Source organism: Variovorax multivorans (genome assembly GCF_051216835.1).
Taxonomy (GTDB): Bacteria; Pseudomonadota; Gammaproteobacteria; order Burkholderiales; family Burkholderiaceae_C; genus Variovorax.
This window is the reverse complement of record NZ_JBPJZL010000027.1, coordinates 1-17,674: the sequence shown is the minus strand read 5'-3', so window position 1 is coordinate 17,674 and position 17,674 is coordinate 1. Positions and strand designations below refer to the sequence as shown.

Here is a 17,674-nt window from a genome sequence, read left to right as displayed (position 1 = left end):
CGCTGGTGTCTGCAATGTATTGAGGGTCCGCTGGCCCATCCATCGCCTGTGCGACGACGGAGATTCGTGCGGCTCAGGCGGCGGAAGACTTCGAATCTTCGGTGTGAGCGACCGCTGCCCGCGGCTCGCCTGCCAGCGCGAATGATAGCGAGACTTGTGCCCCTGCTACAGCCCCATCGACGACGCGGTTGGAAAGCTCGATGCGCGCACCGTGCTCGTCCGCGATTTTCTTCACGACCGCAAGGCCCAAACCAGTACCTTTTGTTTTCGTGGTTACGTAGGGCTCGAAGGCGCGCTTCAAAATATTTTCGGCAAAACCCGGGCCGCTGTCCTGCACCGTCAGGCGCACGCGCTGCCCCGAATCGCCTAGCCGCGTGCGGATGACGACCTCACCTGCCTTGCCCGTGCCGCTGGCGGCAGCTTCGGCGGCGTCCTGCGCGTTCTGCAACAGGTTGTGTATGACCTGGCGGATCTGCTGCGCGTCGCCGCGGATGGGCGGGCAGCGCTCGTCGAGCTCGGAGCGCAGCGTGATCGGCAGGCTCTCGGCGTTGTAGAGCTGGAGCACGTCGGTCAGCAAGGCGTTGAGGTCCACCGGCTTGAGGTCGGCTGCGGGCAGGCGCGCGTAGTCGCGGAATTCGTTCACCAGCCGCTTCATCGCATCGACCTGGTCGACGATGGTCTTCACCGACTTCACGAGCACGGCCTGTTCGGGCGGCGGGACCTTGCCCGAGAGCTTCATTTCGAGCCGCTCGGCCGAGAGCTGGATAGGCGTGAGCGGGTTCTTGATCTCGTGCGCGAGGCGGCGCGCCACTTCGCCCCAGGCCTGTGCGCGCTGGGCCGAGACGATTTCGGAGATGTCGTCGAACACCAGCAGCCGCGCGGCTCCGGGCAGCTCCGCGCCCCGCGCGACTATGTTGATGGCGCCGTCCTGCTGCGGCAGGTCGGTGCCGGAAGCGTGCAGCTCGAAAGCGTGCTGCCAGTGGTCGAGGCCGTGCTGCATGCGCTCGACGAGAAAGTCATCGAACTGCTGCTGCACCTTGGAACCGAACTCGGCCAGACCCGGCACATCGACGAGCGCCCGGCCTTCGTAGGCCGCGAGCGGCGCGCGCAGCACGCGGGTCGCGCCCGGATTGGTGGACAGCACAGTGCCCTTGGCGTCGAGCACGATCACGCCCGATGTCAGGTTGTCCAGAATGGTCTGCAGGTTGGCGCGCGCAGCGTCGAGCTGGCCCATGGTCTTCTCGACCGCGCCGCGGGCATCGGCCAGCTGCTGCGTCATGACGGCGAACGAGCGCGTGAGGCCGCCGAGTTCGTCCTTGCCCTGCAGCACGGCGGTGGGCCGCAGGTCGCCGGCCGCCACCTGGCGCACGCCGTCTGCCAGCACGAGCAGCGGCCGCGCAAGCTGATTGCCGAACAGCACGGCCAGCAGCACCGCACCGAACACGGCGAGGAACAGGCTCAGCGTGAGCGTGCCGATGTACATGCGGCGCAGGCCCTCGCGCGCGAGCGCCCGCTCCTGGTATTCGCGGTTGGCCTCCTGCACGGCCAGCGCGTTGGCGACCACGGCCGGCGGCAGCGGCCGCGTGACCTGCAGATAGCGCGGCGCGGTGTCGAAGTCGAAGCCCGGCCTCTGCACCATGGCGAGCGCACGCACGCTCGCGACCGGTGGGGTCGCGCCCGGCGCGGCGGTTTCGTCCAGCCCCTCGACGTGCGCGACGGCGCGCTCGGGGCGGACCTGGCGGAACTGCTGCACGGTTGGCCGCTCGGGGTTGAGCTGGAAGCGCGAGGAGCCAGCGCTGGCCACCAGTTGCCCGTTGCCGGTCCAGAGGATCACGTCGGTGGCTTCGAGCTGGTCGCGGATGCGTTCCAGCACCAGGCCCGCGCTCGTGTCAGGCACTTGCGCCAGCTGCGCGCTGGCGCCGCGCGTCTTGGCGGCGAGGTCGTCGGACAGCGAATCGAGCGTGGCGCGCCCCAGGTTGAGGCCGGCATCGAGCGCGCCCTCGACCTTGACGTCGAACCAGCTCTCGATGGAGCGTGCGACGAACTGGTAAGACACCACGTAGACCAGCGCCCCGGGCACCACGCCCACCAGCGCGAAGATGGCCGCCAGCTTGATGAGCAGCCGGCTGCCGAACTTGCCCTGCCGCAGCCGCCGCAGCAGGCGGAAGGCAACCCAGCCGATCACCAGCACCAGCAGCACCGCCACCACGACGTTGATGCCGAACAGGCGCACGTAGTAGCGCTCGTACAGCGCGCGGTTGTTGGTGGCCTGCGCCAGCAGGAACATCAGCACCAGGCCGATGGCCGTGACCAACGCGGCACCGACACCGATGGCCCAGCGCGTGGCCCGCGCGCGGCGCGCGGCCGGCGTGGCCGCTGCGCCGCTGCGCCCCGAAGTGCTCACTTCTGCTTCTCCAGCGGAAGCTTGGCCGTGCGTTCAGCGGCGATGTTCCAGTCGGCCTGCCCCACCACGCCGATCTGGAACGGGCGCGGCAGCTGCGAGGTGTCGAGCCGGAAGCGGAAAGTAACCTGGTGCTGCGGGTCGTCGCCGATCTCGGCCAGGTCGCCCAGCCGCAGGCGGCCGATGCGCTTGATGGCGTCGAGCGCGTCGCCGAGGGTGTCGAAGTTCTGGTTCAGCGAGATGCCCAGGCCGGCCGCGCCGGTCATCGGCGCCGCCGACACATTGAGCCGCCAGCGACGCGTGAGCGGCTGGTAGGCCAGCCGCATGTGGCGCGCAACTTGGGCGACCTTGCGGTCGGTCCAGTACCAGCGTTCCTGGTAGAGCTCGGCCTCGGCCACGAAATAGATGGCGATGCCCTTGTCGAGCACTTCCTCCACCAGCGAGGGCAGCTCGAACTGCACGGCAGCGCTGAAGTAGACGCCGTCGTCGGCCTGCTCGAGACGCATCTGGGTGATCGACGTGCCGTTGCGGCCCTGGGCGGCCGCCGGGGCTGGCAGCAGCAAGACCATCGACATTGCCCAGGCCCAGAGCAGGACGGCCAGCAAGGCCGGCCAGCGCCGTTCAGTGCGGGCGCTTCTCAAGCAGGGCGTAGAAGAAACCGTCGTGGTCACCAGAGGGATTGTCCGGGACGCCACGGGCATTCGACCCGCTTTGGGGCAGCAAATGGCCCGGCGATGGCAGCAATCGTGCGTCGGTGTTGTGTACAAGAAACGCATCAATTTGTTGCGAACCCTCTTCGCGGAACACGGAGCAGGTGCAGTAAAGAAGCCGGCCGCCGGGCCGCACCAGCGGCCAGAGCGCGGCCAGGAGGGCGGCCTGCTGGGCTGCGAGCTGGGCCGTATCGCTTTCGCGGCGCAGCCAGCGCACATCGGGATGGCGCCGCACGATGCCCGATGCGGTGCATGGCGCGTCGAGCAGGATGGCGTCGAAGGGTGTGCCGTCCCACCATTGGTCCGGACGCCCCGCGTCGGCGACGAGCACCTTGGCACTGAGGCCGATGCGGGCCAGGGTTTCGTCGATGCGGCGGCTGCGGACGGCATCGACTTCCAGGGCGGTCACGTCGATGGCCCCGGGGGCAGCCATTTCGAGCAGGTGCGCGGTCTTGCCACCGGGGGCGGCGCAGGCATCGAGCACGCGCAGCGGCGCCGCAGCACCCGGCTTCGTCGGCAAGAGGCCTTCGAGCAGCAGCGGTGCGGCCATCTGCGCGGCGGAGTCCTGCACCGAGCTGGCGCCATCGGCAAAACCGGGCAGCTGCTGCACGGGACGTGCGCGCGTCAGCTGCAGGCCGCTGAGGCCCACGCGTGTCGCACCGAGACCGACGGCTTCAAGCTCCGCCAGATAGGAAGCCACGGTCGATTTCTGGGCGTTGACCCGCAGCGTCATCGGCGCCTGCGCGTTGTCGGCGGCCAGCACCCGCTGCCAGTCGCGCGGATGGTCGCGCTTGAGGCGCTCGATCCACCAGCGCGGGTGGTTCCATTGCGCGACGGGTTCTGTGTCGGTGGCGGCCACGAGCTCGTCGCGCTCACGCAAAAAGCGCCGCAGACAGGCGTTGATGAAGCTGGCCTGCGCCCGCGTGGCCGGGTTGCGCTTGGCAGCCTCGACGGCCTGGTCGACCAGCGTGAAAGGTTCGTAGGGTGCACGTTCGCTGTCCCACGCCAGTGCCAGCGCGGTGCACAGCAGGGCATCGGGCAGCGGCGGCGGCGTGCGCTTGGCCAGGTGACGGCGCAAGGCCTCGGCGCGGCCGAGCCAGCGCAGCACCTGGAAGCCGAGCGCCTGCACGCCGGGGCGCAGCGAAGGCTCGACCGCCTCGAAGGCAACCGAGCCCGAGGTGCCGGCGCGAATCGACGCCAGCGCCACCGCGGTCAGTTGCAGTTGGCGCCAGAGCGGGGGCTGCAGCGACGGCGCACCGTTGTTGCTGCCGGAGGAAGGATCGGAAGGTAGTTCTGACAAGTTGGGGCGATGGTAACGGGCGACCGTAAAGCCGGACGCCGCGCAATGGAAAGAAGAAAGAACCGCGCCGGGCGCCGAACTCAGAGCAGCGGAGCGGCCGGACGCAGACGCACGGCCCATGCCACCAGCAGCGCCGGAAACTGCGCGATCGCAGCGTTGTAGTGCCCCACCGCCTGGTTGAACTGGCTGCGCGCGATCTCCGCCGCGGCCGAAGGCTCGGGCCATGCGATCGGCTCGATGGCGCTGGGCACCGTGGCCTCGGTCCCGGGCTGCAGTTGCGCCGGCCGCGACAGCGTGCCATCGGCGTCGAACACCGTCACATCGTCCGGGTGCTGGCGCCGCCACGCATTGATCCACACCTGCAGCGCGGTAGCCAGCGCGGCCATGACGCCAGTGTCCAGCGGGTGCAGCCGGGTCGCGCCGAGCAGGGTCGCGAGCTGGGTGGTCGCAGCCTGCAATGGCGCGATGGATGACAGCGATTCACCCGTTGGCGACGCTTCCACTGGTGGCGCAGCCGTGATGCTGGCCTGCACGAAATCGAGCTGCTTGCCCAGGGCCGCATCGAGCAGGCCGTAGGCCTGCAGCACGGCCGCGCGCAAACGCACCAGCCGGTTGTAGGCACCGACAAACCAGAACAGCAGGACCGCGATCACGATCCAGCTGGTCAGCGATTCGGGCAATACGCTCATCGACGACAACGCCTCATCATTGAAAACACAAAGAAAAACGCCCCCCAACCGGAAGCGGTCGGGGGGCGTGGTGTACCGGTCATGGCCGGTGATGCTACCGAGTTATTCGGTCGCGGCGCCTTCGCTGGCGTCAGCCGTGCTGGCGGCTGCATCGCTGTCGGCGGAGCCTGCCAGTTCGGCAGCTTCCGATTCGGCGATGGCGCGGCGCTCGGCTTCGTCCATGGCGTCCTTGACCTTGCGGGCCTGGTGGTAAGCCATGCCGGTGCCTGCGGGGATCAGGCGGCCGACGATGACGTTTTCCTTCAGGCCGCGCAGCTCGTCGCGCTTGCCCATGATCGCGGCTTCGGTCAGCACGCGCGTCGTTTCCTGGAACGAAGCAGCCGAGATGAACGAGTCGGTCGACAGCGACGCCTTCGTGATACCCAGCAGCAGGTTGGTGAACGTAGCGGGGATCTTGCCGTCGGCGCGCAGGGCGTCGTTGGTGTTGAGCATTTCGCTGCGTTCGACCTGTTCGCCGGAGATGTAGCTCGTGTCGCCGATGTTGTCGACCACGACGCGGCGCAGCATCTGGCGAACGATCACCTCGATGTGCTTGTCGTTGATCTTCACACCCTGCAGGCGGTACACGTCCTGCACTTCGTCCACGATGTAGCGCGCCAGTTCTTCCGAACCCAGCAGGCGCAGGATGTCCTGCGGGTCCGCCGGGCCGTCGACCACGGATTCGCCCTTGTTCACCACCTGGCCTTCGTGCACCAGGATGTTCTTTTCCTTCGGCACGAGGTCTTCCCAGACGGTGCCTTCCGGATCGGTGATCTGCAGGCGGATCTTGCCCTTCGTTTCCTTGCCGAACGACACGGTGCCGGTCATTTCAGCCAGCATGCCCTTGTCCTTCGGCGAACGGGCTTCGAACAGCTCGGCAACGCGCGGCAGACCGCCGGTAATGTCGCGGGTCTTCTGGCCTTCGACCGGAATACGCGCCAGCACTTCGCCGGGGCCCACGTCCTGACCGTCACGGATCTGGACCAGTGCGCCGATCGGGAAGCCGATCGTCACCGAGTGGTCGGTGCCCGGGATCTTCACTTCGGCGCCGGAGGCGTCGATGAGCTTCACCTGCGGGCGCACGACCTTGGCAGCGCCGCGGCGCTTCGGGTCGATCACGACCAGGGTCGACAGACCGGTCACTTCGTCCACCTGCTTCGCAACCGTGAGGCCTTCCTCGACGTTTTCGAACTGCGTCTTGCCGGCGAACTCGGTAATGATCGGGCGCGTCAGCGGATCCCAGTTGGCAAGCACGTGACCGGCCTTGATCTGCTGGTCGGCCTTGACCGTCAGGGTCGCGCCGTACGGCACCTTATGGCGTTCGCGCTCACGGCCGTGCTCGTCATGAATGACGATCTCGCCCGAACGCGAAATCACGACCAGCTCGCCCTTGCTGTTGGTCACGTAGCGCATCGTGGCGTTGAAGCCGATCGAGCCGTTCGACTTGGCTTCCACGCTCGAAGCGATGGCAGCGCGCGAAGCGGCACCACCGATGTGGAAGGTACGCATCGTCAGCTGCGTGCCGGGTTCGCCAATGGACTGCGCAGCGATCACACCGACTGCTTCGCCGATGTTGATCAGGCCGCCGCGGCCCAGGTCGCGTCCGTAGCAGGTCGCGCAGATGCCGAAGCGGGTTTCGCAGGTCAGCGCGGTGCGGACCTTGACCTCGTCGACGCCTTGCGCTTCCAGCGCTTCGATGTTGTCTTCGTCGAACATCTCGCCGGCCTTCAGCAGCACCGAGCGGTTTTCCGGGTGCAGCACGTCGTCTGCAGCCGAGCGGCCGAGGATACGGTCGCGCAGCGACTCGATCACTTCACCGCCTTCGACGATGGCGCGCATCAGGTAGCCGCCGTGGGTGCCGCAGTCCTGCTCGGTCACGACCAGGTCTTGCGTCACGTCGACCAGACGACGGGTCAGGTAGCCCGAGTTCGCCGTCTTCAGCGCCGTGTCGGCCAGACCCTTACGGGCACCGTGGGTGGAGATGAAGTACTCCAGCACGTTCAGGCCTTCGCGGAAGTTCGCGGTAATGGGCGTCTCGATGATCGAGCCGTCCGGCTTGGCCATCAGGCCCCGCATACCGGCCACCTGGCGAATCTGGGCCGCGGAACCGCGGGCGCCCGAGTCGGCCATCATGTAGATCGAGTTGAAGGACTCCTGCTCGACTTCCTTGCCGTGGCGGTCGATGACGCGCTGCTTCGACAGCTTGGCCATCATGACCTTCGACACTTCGTCGCCGGCCTTGCCCCAGATGTCCACCACCTTGTTGTAGCGTTCGCCGGAGGTCACCAGACCGGACACGTACTGCTGCTCGATCTCCTTCACTTCCTTGGCGGAGCGCTCGATGATGCCGTGCTTCTCAGCGGGCACCAGCATGTCGTCGATGGCAATCGAGATACCGGCCTTGGTCGCCAGACGGAAGCCGTTTTGCAGCAGCTTGTCGGCGAACACGACGGTCTCTTTCAGGCCGCACTTGCGGAACGAGACGTTGATGAGCTTGGAGATTTCCTTCTTCTTCAGCGCCTTGTTGATGTTCGAGAACGGCAGGCCCTTCGGCAGGATCTCGGACAGCAGGGCACGGCCCACGGTGGTGTCCACGAGCGAGGTCGACGGCGTGAATTCGCCGGTTTCCTTGTTCTTGGTGTATTCCGTGATGCGCACTGCCACCTTGGCGGTGAGTTCGACTTCGTTGGCGTCGAGCGCGCGCTGCACTTCACCGATGTCGGAGAAGATCAGGCCCTCGCCCTTGCCGTTGATGCGGTCGCGGGTCGTGTAGTACAGACCCAGCACCACGTCCTGCGAAGGAACGATCGACGGTTCGCCCGAAGCCGGGAACAGCACGTTGTTGGAGGCCAGCATCAGCGTGCGGGCTTCCATTTGCGCTTCCACCGACAGCGGCACGTGAACAGCCATCTGGTCGCCGTCGAAGTCGGCGTTGAATGCCGCGCAGACGAGCGGGTGCAGCTGGATGGCCTTGCCTTCGATCAGGATGGGTTCGAAGGCCTGGATGCCCAGACGGTGCAGCGTCGGAGCGCGGTTCAGCATGACCGGGTGCTCCTTGATGACCTCTTCCAGGATGTCCCAGACCACCGGCGTGCCCGATTCGACTTCCTTCTTGGCAGCCTTGATCGTGGTCGCGATGCCCATGGCTTCGAGGCGCGAGAAGATGAAGGGCTTGAACAGCTCGAGCGCCATCAGCTTCGGCAGGCCGCACTGGTGCAGCTTGAGCGTCGGGCCCACCACGATGACCGAACGGCCCGAGTAGTCGACGCGCTTGCCCAGCAGATTCTGGCGGAAGCGGCCGCTCTTGCCCTTGATCATGTCGGCCAGCGACTTCAGCGCGCGCTTGTTGGCGCCCGTCATGGCCTTGCCACGGCGGCCGTTGTCCAGCAGCGAGTCGACGGCTTCCTGCAGCATCCGCTTTTCGTTGCGCGCGATGATTTCCGGAGCCTTCAGCTCCAGCAGGCGGCGCAGACGCGAATTGCGGTTGATGACGCGGCGATACAGGTCGTTCAGGTCGGAGGTCGCGAAGCGGCCGCCGTCCAGCGGCACCAGCGGACGCAGGTCCGGCGGCAGCACGGGCAGCACGTCGAGCACCATCCACTCGGGCTTGATGCCCGACTTGCGGAAGGCTTCCAGCACCTTCAGGCGCTTGGAGTTCTTCTTGACCTTGACTTCGGAGCCGGTCAGGTCGCCGCGCAGGCGTTCGATCTCGCTGTCGAGTTCGATGCCTTCGAGCAGGTCCTTGATGCCTTCGGCGCCCATCTTGGCGACGAATTCGTCACCGTATTCCTTGCGCTTCGCGTCGTAGTCGTCCTCGGACATGATGCCGAACTTCTTCAGCGGGGTCATGCCGGGGTCGGTGATCACGTAGGCTTCGAAATACAGCACGCGTTCGATGTCGCGCAGCGTCATGTCGAGCACGAGGCCCAGGCGCGACGGCAGCGATTTCAGGAACCAGATGTGGGCGCAGGGCGCGGCCAGGTCGATGTGACCCATGCGCTCGCGACGCACCTTGGTCTGCGTGACTTCAACGCCGCACTTCTCGCAGATCACGCCGCGGTGCTTCAGGCGCTTGTACTTGCCGCACAGGCACTCGTAGTCCTTGATGGGGCCGAAGATCTTGGCGCAGAAGAGACCGTCGCGCTCGGGCTTGAACGTGCGGTAGTTGATCGTCTCGGGCTTCTTCACCTCGCCGAAAGACCACGAACGGATCTTCTCGGGCGAAGCCATGCCGATCTTGATGGCATCGAAATGCTCATCAGGCGTGAATTGCTTGAACAGGTCGAGTAGCGATTTCATAAGACTCTTTCCCTTTTCAAATTAAGAACGCTCGAGCTCGATGTCGAGGCCCAGCGAACGAATTTCCTTGACCAGCACGTTGAACGATTCCGGCATGCCGGCTTCGATCGAGTGCTCGCCCTTGACGATGCTTTCGTACACCTTGGTACGGCCTTGCACGTCGTCGGACTTCACGGTCAGCATTTCCTGCAGGACGTAGGCGGCGCCGTAAGCTTCCAGCGCCCACACTTCCATTTCCCCGAAACGCTGGCCGCCGAACTGCGCCTTGCCGCCCAGCGGTTGCTGCGTGACGAGCGAGTACGGGCCGGTGGAGCGCGCGTGCATCTTGTCGTCGACCAGGTGATGCAGCTTCAGGAAGTGCATGTAGCCGACGGTGACGGGACGCTCGAACTGGTCGCCGGTGCGGCCGTCGAACAGGTACGCCTGCGTGCGCGTATCGGTCAGGCCCTTGAGCTTTGCGATGTCGTCCGGGTAGGCGAGCTTCAGCATGCCGCGGATTTCTTCTTCCGAAGCACCGTCGAACACAGGCGTCGCGAAGGTCGCGCCGTTCTGCAGGTTCGCTGCCATTTCGAGCAGTTCGGTGTCGTTCAGCGAGCTGATGTTTTCCTGGCGGCCCGAACCGTTGTACAGCTGCTCCATGAACTTGCGCAGCTCGGCCACCTTGGCCTCTTGCTGCAGCAGGTCACCGATGCGCTGGCCGATGCCCTTGCCGGCCCAGCCCAGATGCACCTCGAGCACCTGGCCCACGTTCATCCGCGAAGGCACGCCCAGCGGGTTCAGGCAGATGTCGCACGGCGTGCCGTCGGCCATGTGGGGCATGTCTTCGACCGGAACGATCTTCGACACCACACCCTTGTTGCCGTGGCGGCCGGCCATCTTATCGCCGGGTTGCAGGCGGCGCTTGACGGCCAGGTAGACCTTGACCATCTTGAGCACGCCCGCGGGCAGCTCGTCGCCCTGCGTGAGCTTCTTGCGCTTTTCTTCGAACGCGAGGTCGAAGCTGTGGCGCGTCTGCTCCAGCGAGTTCTTGATCGACTCGAGCTGCGAAGCCACTTCGTCTTCCGCCGGGCGGATGTCGAACCAGTGGAACTTCTCGACCGACGACAGGTAGGCCTTGTCGAGCTTGGTGCCCTTGGCCAGCTTGTTCGGGCCGCCGTTGGCGACCTTGCCCGTCAGCAGCTTCTCGATACGGTCGAACGCGTCGGCTTCGACGATGCGAAGCTGGTCGTTCAGGTCGAGGCGGAAGCGCTTGAGCTCGTCGTCGATGATCTGCTGGGCGCGCTTGTCGCGCGTGATGCCTTCGCGGGTGAACACCTGCACGTCGATCACGGTGCCTTGCGAGCCCTGATCCACACGCAGCGAGGTGTCCTTCACATCGGAAGCCTTCTCGCCGAAGATGGCGCGAAGCAGCTTCTCTTCAGGCGTCAGCGTGGTCTCGCCCTTCGGCGTGACCTTGCCCACCAGCGTGTCGCCCGGCTGCACTTCGGCGCCGACATAAATGATGCCGGATTCGTCGAGGCGGTTGAGCTGCTGCTCGGCCAGGTTCGGGATGTCGCGCGTGATTTCTTCGGCGCCCAGCTTCGTGTCGCGAGCCATCACCACCAGTTCCTCGATGTGGATCGAGGTGTAGCGGTCTTCGGCGACGACGCGTTCCGAGATCAGGATCGAGTCTTCGAAGTTGTAGCCGTTCCACGGCATGAACGCGATCAGCATGTTCTGGCCGAGGGCCAGTTCGCCGAGGTCGGTCGATGCACCGTCGGCCACCACGTCGCCCTTGGCGATCTTGTCGCCGCGCTTGACGATGGGACGCTGGTGGATGTTGGTGTTCTGGTTCGAACGCTGATACTTGATCAGGTTGTAGATGTCCACACCGACTTCACCGGCAGCCGCTTCGGCGTCGTTCACGCGCACCACGACACGGGTCGCATCGACGTAGTCGACGATACCGCCGCGGGTGGCCGTGACCACAGTGCCGGAGTCGACCGCGGAGACGCGCTCGATACCGGTGCCGACCATCGGCTTCTCGGGGCGCAGCACAGGCACGGCCTGGCGCTGCATGTTGGCGCCCATCAACGCGCGGTTCGCGTCGTCGTGCTCGAGGAACGGCACGAGCGATGCGGCCACCGACACGATCTGCGCGGGCGACACGTCCATGTACTGGATGCGTTCGGCACCGACCAGGATCGATTCGCCGGCTTCACGCGCCGAGACCAGGTCGCCGGTCAGCTTGCCGTCCTTGTCCAGGGCCGCGTTGGCCTGGGCGATGACGTACTTGCCTTCTTCGATGGCCGACAGGTAGTCGATGTCCATCGTGACCTTGCTGTCGATCACGCGACGGTACGGCGTCTCGATGAAGCCGTATTCGTTCAGGCGGGCGTACAGGGCCAGCGAGTTGATCAGGCCGATGTTCGGGCCTTCAGGCGTTTCGATCGGGCACACGCGGCCGTAGTGGGTCACGTGCACGTCGCGCACTTCGAAGCCTGCACGTTCACGCGTCAGACCACCCGGGCCAAGGGCCGACACGCGGCGTTTGTGGGTGATTTCGGACAGCGGGTTCGTCTGGTCCATGAACTGCGACAGCTGCGAGGCGCCGAAGAATTCCTTCAGCGCAGCCGAGATCGGCTTGCTGTTGATCAGGTCGTGCGGCATCAGCGGCTCTTGCTCCGCTTGACCCAGACGTTCCTTCACGGCCTTCTCGATACGTGCCAGGCCGGTGCGGTACTGGTTTTCGGCCAGTTCGCCCACGCAACGCACGCGGCGGTTGCCCAGGTGGTCGATGTCGTCGACTTCGCCGTTGCCGTTGCGCAGGTCGACGAGGATCTTGACCACGGCCAGGATGTCTTCGTTGGTCAGCACCATCGGGCCGGTCGATTCGTCGCGGCCGACCTTGGCGTTGAACTTCATGCGGCCGACGCGCGACAGGTCGTACGTGTCCGGGTTGTAGAACAGGCGCTGGAACAGGGCCTGCACAGCGTCTTCCGTCGGCGGCTCGCCGGGGCGCATCATGCGGTAGATGGCCACGCGGGCGGCGAATTCGTCCACGGTTTCGTCGATGCGCAGGGTCTGCGAGATGTACGCGCCCTGGTCGAGTTCGTTCGTGTAGATCACCTGCACGTCTTGCACGCCGGCCGTGCGCAGCTTCTTCAGCAGCGCTTCGGTCAGCTCGTCGTTGGCCTTGGCCAGGATTTCGCCGGAGTCGGCGTCGACGATGTTGCGTGCGATCACGCGGCCGATCAGGAAGTCTTCCGGCACGCTGATGTGCGTGGTGCCGCCCTGCTCGAGCTCACGCGTGTGGCGCGCCGTAACGCGCTTGTCCTTGGCGACCACGACCTTGCCCGACTTGTCGGTGATGTCGAAGCGCGCGACTTCGCCGCGCAGGCGCTCGGAGACGAACTCCATCTGCGCGCCGCTGTCCATCAGGCGGAAGTTGTCGTTCACGAAGAAGTTCGCGAGGATCGATTCCGGGTTCAGGCCAATGGCCTTCAGCAGGATCGTGACCGGCATCTTGCGGCGACGGTCCACGCGGAAGTACAACATGTCCTTCGGGTCGAACTCGAAGTCGAGCCACGAACCGCGGTAGGGAATCACGCGGGCCGAGAACAGCAGCTTGCCCGAGCTGTGCGTCTTGCCCTTGTCGTGTTCGAAGAACACGCCAGGCGAACGATGCAGCTGCGAGACGATCACGCGTTCCGTGCCGTTGATGATGAACGAACCCTTTTCGGTCATGAGCGGCACTTCGCCCATGTAGACCTCTTGTTCCTTCACTTCCTTGACCACCTTCGACTGCGAGGTCGACGACTCGCGGTCATAGATGATGAGCTGGACCTTGGCGCGCACGGCCGAGGCGAAGGTCAGACCACGGGTCTGGCACTCACGCACGTCGAACGCCGGCTTCGCCAGGTTGTACTCGAGGAACTTCATCTCGACGAAACCGTTGTGCGAGACGATCGGGAAGGCGGCGTCGAACGCGGCCTGCAGGCCTTCGACGGTGCGTTGTTTCGGGGGAATGCCGGCTTGCAGGAACGCGGTGTACGCGTCTTTCTGCATCTGCAGCAGGTAGGGAATTTCGACGACGCTGTCGCGATTGCCGAAACTTTTTCGGATGCGCTTGCGTTCGGTGTAACTGTACGCGGACGATTGGGCCATGAGAGCTCCGGTGCTTGAGATCTTCAGCGACTTGTCAGCAGTGCCGAGGCACCACTGCTTGGCGGCTGGCCACTACCAGCCGTTGGCGGACAGCGATGCGTTGCACATCGCCCGAACCAAGGGGTCTTCTGCAGTCGGGGTCAGAAGACACTCAAAAAACGTCTCGTTTTGGCTTTTCCGTCGACCTGAAGGTCTCCGGGAAAGCCGGCAACGAGCCGGCTTTTGGGTGCGCTCTGAAAGCGGCAAAGGCTGGAGGGCCTTTTCAGGCGCCTCCAGCCCTCCAGGGGGTCTGAATTACTTCAGTTCCACCTTGGCGCCGGCTTCTTCCAGCTTCTTCTTGGCAGCGTCAGCGTCAGCCTTCGACAGGCCTTCCTTGACAGCCTTGGGAGCGGCTTCCACCAGATCCTTGGCTTCCTTGAGGCCCAGGCCGGTGATTTCGCGCACAGCCTTGATGACCGACACCTTGTTCGCGCCGACGTCAGCCAGCACGACATTGAATTCGGTCTTTTCTTCGACCACAGCAGCGGCTGCGCCACCACCGGCGGCCGGAGCCGACATTGCAGCGGCGCTCACGCCGAACTTCTCTTCGATGGCTTTCACCAGGTCGTTGAGTTCCAGGACCGTCATGCTGTCGAGCGCGGTCAGAAATGCGTCTTTATCGAATGCCATTTTTGTTTCCTAACAATTGGGTTGAATATTTCAAACGCGGGGCTCAAGCGGCCTGCGCTTCTGCCGGTGCATCGGCAACGGGTGCAGCTTCGCCACCACCGCGCTTCTCGGCCAGCGCCGCGAGCACGCGGGCGGTACGAGAGATCGGGGATTGCATCAAGCCCAGCAATTGCGCCAGCAGCACTTCCTTCGAAGGGATGTTGGCCAGTTGCTTCACGCCGTCGACGTCCAGGGCCTTGCCACCGAAGGCGCCGCCGCGAATGACCAGCTTGTCGTTGGTCTTCGCGAAATCGGCCACCACCTTGGCGGCGGCCACAGCGTCTTCGGAGAAGCCGTAGATCAGCGGACCGGTCATCTGGTCGCCAACAATCTCAAACGGGCTACCAGCGACAGCACGGCGGGCCAGGGTGTTCTTCAGAACACTCAGGCTCACACCCTTGCTGCGCGCTTCGTTGCGCAGTTTGGTCATATCGGCCACCGTGATGCCACGGTATTCCGCCATCACGAGCGTTTGAGCTTTTGCGGCGAGGCTGGTCACATCACTGATGACCGCTTCTTTCTCACTGCGATTCAGACTCAAGGTCTACTCCTTTTAATGCGATCTTCGGCCGGGGCCTGGGATCGCGCTTCATGCAGCGACCAACTGTTTCGGAACAAAAATCAAATTCCTTGCAGCGGGATCGCCATCTGCGCTGATTGCCTGACGGGAAGGTCCGGCGATTAAGTGCAGCACCCTGCACACCAGCGGTCTTGGATGGCCCGCGGCAACCGGAGTTGCCGCGACCCACCACATTCGCCCCACCCTTTCGGGCGGAGCAAATCTCTTTAGCTCGCCGAGATGGTTTGCGTGTCCACGCGGACACCCAGACCCATGGTCGACGACACAGCCACCTTGCGCAGGTACACGCCCTTGCTGGTCGCGGGCTTGGCCTTGACCAGAGCGTCGATCAGCGCAGCGAGGTTGCCCTGCAGCTTGTCGTTGTCGAACGAGCGACGGCCGATCGTGCCGTGCACGATGCCGGCCTTGTCGACGCGGAACTGAACCTGGCCAGCCTTGGCGTTCTTCACGGCCGTGGCGACGTCCGGGGTCACCGTGCCAACCTTCGGGTTGGGCATCAGGCCGCGCGGGCCGAGGATCTGGCCGAGCGTACCGACGACGCGCATGGCGTCAGGGGCGGCGATCACGACGTCGAAAGGCATGTCGCCAGCCTTGACCATGGCAGCCAGGTCGTCCATGCCGACGATGTCGGCACCGGCGGCCTTGGCTTCTTCAGCCTTGGCGCCTTGGGCGAACACGGCGACGCGCTTGGTCTTGCCGGTGCCGTTGGGCAGCACGACGGCGCCACGCACAACCTGATCAGACTTCTTCGCATCGATGCCGAGTTGCACGGCCACGTCGATCGATTCGTCGAACTTGGCGGTGGCGGCTTCCTTGACGATGGTGATCGCGTCAACCAGCGGGTACAGCTTGTTGCTGTCGACCTTGCCTTCGAGCGACTTCTGCTTCTTGGTGATCTTGGACATTTACACGCCCTCCACATTCACGCCCATCGAGCGGGCCGAGCCGGCGATGGTACGAACTGCTGCGTCGAGGTCGGCGGCAGTCAGGTCCTTCATCTTGGCCTTGGCGATTTCTTCGAGCTGGGCGCGCGTGATCTTGCCGACCTTGTCGGTGTGCGGACGGGCCGAGCCCTTTTCCAGCTTGATGGCCTTCTTGATCAAGGTGATCGCCGGGGGCGTCTTGATGATGAAGGTGAAGCTCTTGTCAGCGAACGCGGTGATGACCACCGGCAGCGGCAGACCCGGCTCGACGCCTTGGGTTTGCGCGTTGAACGCCTTGCAGAACTCCATGATGTTCAGACCGCGCTGACCGAGTGCGGGACCGATCGGCGGGGACGGGTTGGCCTTACCAGCTGGCACTTGCAGCTTGATGAAGCCGACGATTTTTTTCGCCATGCTATTTGCTCCTTGCGGGTGATATCGCCTTGGCTTGCGGCCGCGGCTCCCCGGGGTTAAACGACTCTTCGATCAAGGCCGCGCGCCGAGTCGGACAACGCGCAGCCGGAAACAGTAACGCCGACCCGAAGGCCGGCGGGTCGTCAGGTCTTCTCGACCTGGCTGAATTCGAGCTCCACAGGCGTCGCGCGGCCGAAAATCATGACCGACACGCTGACCTTGCTCTTCTCGTAGTTGACTTCTTCGACAGTGCCGTTGAAATCGGTGAATGGGCCTTCCTTGACGCGCACGAATTCGCCAACGGTGAACTCGACCTTGTGGCGCGGCTTCTCGGTGCCCTGCTGCATCTGGCTGACGATATCCTCGACCTCTTTCTGCGAGATCGGGGCAGGACGGTTCTTGGCGCCGCCCACGAAACCCGTCACCTTATTGGTGTGCTTCACCAGGTGCCAGCTCTCGTCGTCCATGATCATTTCGACCAGCACGTAGCCCGGAAAGAAGCGGCGCTCGGTGGTGCGCTTCTGGCCGTTCTTGATTTCAACCACTTCTTCGGTCGGAACCAGGATGCGGCCGAACTTGTCCTGCATGCCGGCGCGATTGATGCGCTCAGTGATGTTTCGCTCGACAGCCTTCTCCATGCCCGAATAGGCATGCACCACGTACCAACGCAGATCTGGGTTGGCGGCGGGAGCCAGCACCGAGGTGTTTTCTTCCTCTGGTGCGCCCGGCGTGGTTTCAACTGCATTCACTGGATCAGCGGTCATTTATTTTCTCCAGCCCAGAATGAGGTCGAAAAACACCCATTCGAGCGTCTTGTCGGTGAGCCAGAGGAAGACGGACATGATCGCCACGAAGGCGAACACATAAGCCGTCATCTGCATCGCTTCCTTGCGGGTCGGCCAGACGACCTTCTTGACCTCGCGCCACGAGTCGCGGCCGAAGGCCCACAACTGACGGCCATTCTCCGAACTGCCGAAGGCAGCCACCGCCGCGGCCAAGCCGACCAGCAGCGCAGCCCATTGCACCAGCGAGCCTTGGCGCGACAGCAGATAGAACGCCACGATAGCGCCCACTGCCAGTACGACAGCCACGGCCAGTTTGGCCTTGTCAGCGCCGGTGCTCACGGTTTCGATTTGAGAAGTGGCCATGTTTGGCTGATTTCCTGTGACCCTGAGGCCTTCAATTCAATGCGTCTCTTGAGACGCCGAAGCCCGTCGGGACGCGACGGGCTTTTTTCGGAGTGCCACCTAAGTGGCAGGGGCAGTAGGAATCGAACCTACAACCTTCGGTTTTGGAGACCGACGCTCTGCCAATTGAGCTATACCCCTCCGGTACTCTTTGCGCCCGACTTAGATGTCGAGGATCTTGGCCACGACGCCCGAACCCACGGTACGGCCGCCTTCACGGATGGCGAAGCGCAGGCCTTCTTCCATCGCGATCGGGTTGATCAGCTTGACGGTGATGC

13 protein-coding genes and 1 tRNA gene are annotated in these 17,674 nt (G+C 64.5%); all 14 read right to left on the bottom strand.

All coding sequences use genetic code 11. The features are described from left to right. Positions 1–73: 73 nt before the first annotated feature. Complete coding sequence (locus ACSFCA_RS35070) at positions 74–2,404, bottom strand: sensor histidine kinase (protein ID WP_435462798.1); 2,331 nt, start codon at positions 2,402–2,404, stop codon at positions 74–76. Next, entirely contained in the window at positions 2,401–2,976 is a 576-nt protein-coding gene (locus ACSFCA_RS35065) for a DUF4390 domain-containing protein (protein WP_375338491.1), read from the bottom strand. Before ACSFCA_RS35065 ends, ACSFCA_RS35070 begins: the two co-directional genes overlap by 4 nt. Positions 2,977–3,022: 46 nt before the next feature. Further along, positions 3,023–4,411, bottom strand: coding sequence for a 16S rRNA (cytosine(967)-C(5))-methyltransferase RsmB (gene rsmB, locus ACSFCA_RS35060; protein WP_375338423.1), 1,389 nt, complete (start codon positions 4,409–4,411; stop codon positions 3,023–3,025). A gap of 80 nt (positions 4,412–4,491) precedes the next feature. Beyond that, positions 4,492–5,100 (bottom strand): LemA family protein, encoded by a 609-nt coding sequence (locus ACSFCA_RS35055; RefSeq protein ID WP_093057184.1) that lies wholly within the window; start codon positions 5,098–5,100, stop codon positions 4,492–4,494. Positions 5,101–5,202: 102 nt separating this feature from the next. Then, the gene (gene rpoC / locus ACSFCA_RS35050; protein WP_093057183.1) at positions 5,203–9,438 is read right to left on the bottom strand and encodes a DNA-directed RNA polymerase subunit beta'; all 4,236 of its coding nucleotides are present in this window, start codon (positions 9,436–9,438) and stop codon (positions 5,203–5,205) included. A 21-nt stretch (positions 9,439–9,459) separates the two neighbouring features. Further along, positions 9,460–13,584 (bottom strand): DNA-directed RNA polymerase subunit beta, encoded by a 4,125-nt coding sequence (gene rpoB, locus ACSFCA_RS35045; RefSeq protein WP_093057182.1) that lies wholly within the window; start codon positions 13,582–13,584, stop codon positions 9,460–9,462. A gap of 294 nt (positions 13,585–13,878) precedes the next feature. After that, entirely contained in the window at positions 13,879–14,253 is a 375-nt protein-coding gene (gene rplL, locus ACSFCA_RS35040) for a 50S ribosomal protein L7/L12 (protein ID WP_093057181.1), read from the bottom strand. 43 nt (positions 14,254–14,296) lie between these two features. Then, the gene (gene rplJ / locus ACSFCA_RS35035; RefSeq protein WP_093057180.1) at positions 14,297–14,833 is read right to left on the bottom strand and encodes a 50S ribosomal protein L10; all 537 of its coding nucleotides are present in this window, start codon (positions 14,831–14,833) and stop codon (positions 14,297–14,299) included. Between the two features lie 245 nt (positions 14,834–15,078). Then, a complete protein-coding gene (gene rplA / locus ACSFCA_RS35030; protein WP_093057179.1) occupies positions 15,079–15,777 on the bottom strand; it encodes a 50S ribosomal protein L1 in 699 nt (232 codons plus the stop codon). Continuing rightward, entirely contained in the window at positions 15,778–16,209 is a 432-nt protein-coding gene (gene rplK / locus ACSFCA_RS35025) for a 50S ribosomal protein L11 (protein ID WP_007831051.1), read from the bottom strand. A gap of 143 nt (positions 16,210–16,352) precedes the next feature. Next, complete coding sequence (gene nusG, locus ACSFCA_RS35020; protein WP_256217011.1) at positions 16,353–16,973, bottom strand: transcription termination/antitermination protein NusG; 621 nt, start codon at positions 16,971–16,973, stop codon at positions 16,353–16,355. Next, positions 16,974–17,357 (bottom strand): preprotein translocase subunit SecE, encoded by a 384-nt coding sequence (gene secE, locus ACSFCA_RS35015; RefSeq protein ID WP_093057178.1) that lies wholly within the window; start codon positions 17,355–17,357, stop codon positions 16,974–16,976. It lies immediately after the preceding gene. Between the two features lie 104 nt (positions 17,358–17,461). After that, a tRNA-Trp gene (locus tag ACSFCA_RS35010) sits at positions 17,462–17,537 on the bottom strand. A 21-nt stretch (positions 17,538–17,558) separates the two neighbouring features. Then, on the bottom strand, positions 17,559–17,674 hold a 116-nt coding region (locus tag ACSFCA_RS35005; protein WP_475539687.1), incomplete at its 5' end, for an EF-Tu C-terminal domain-related protein.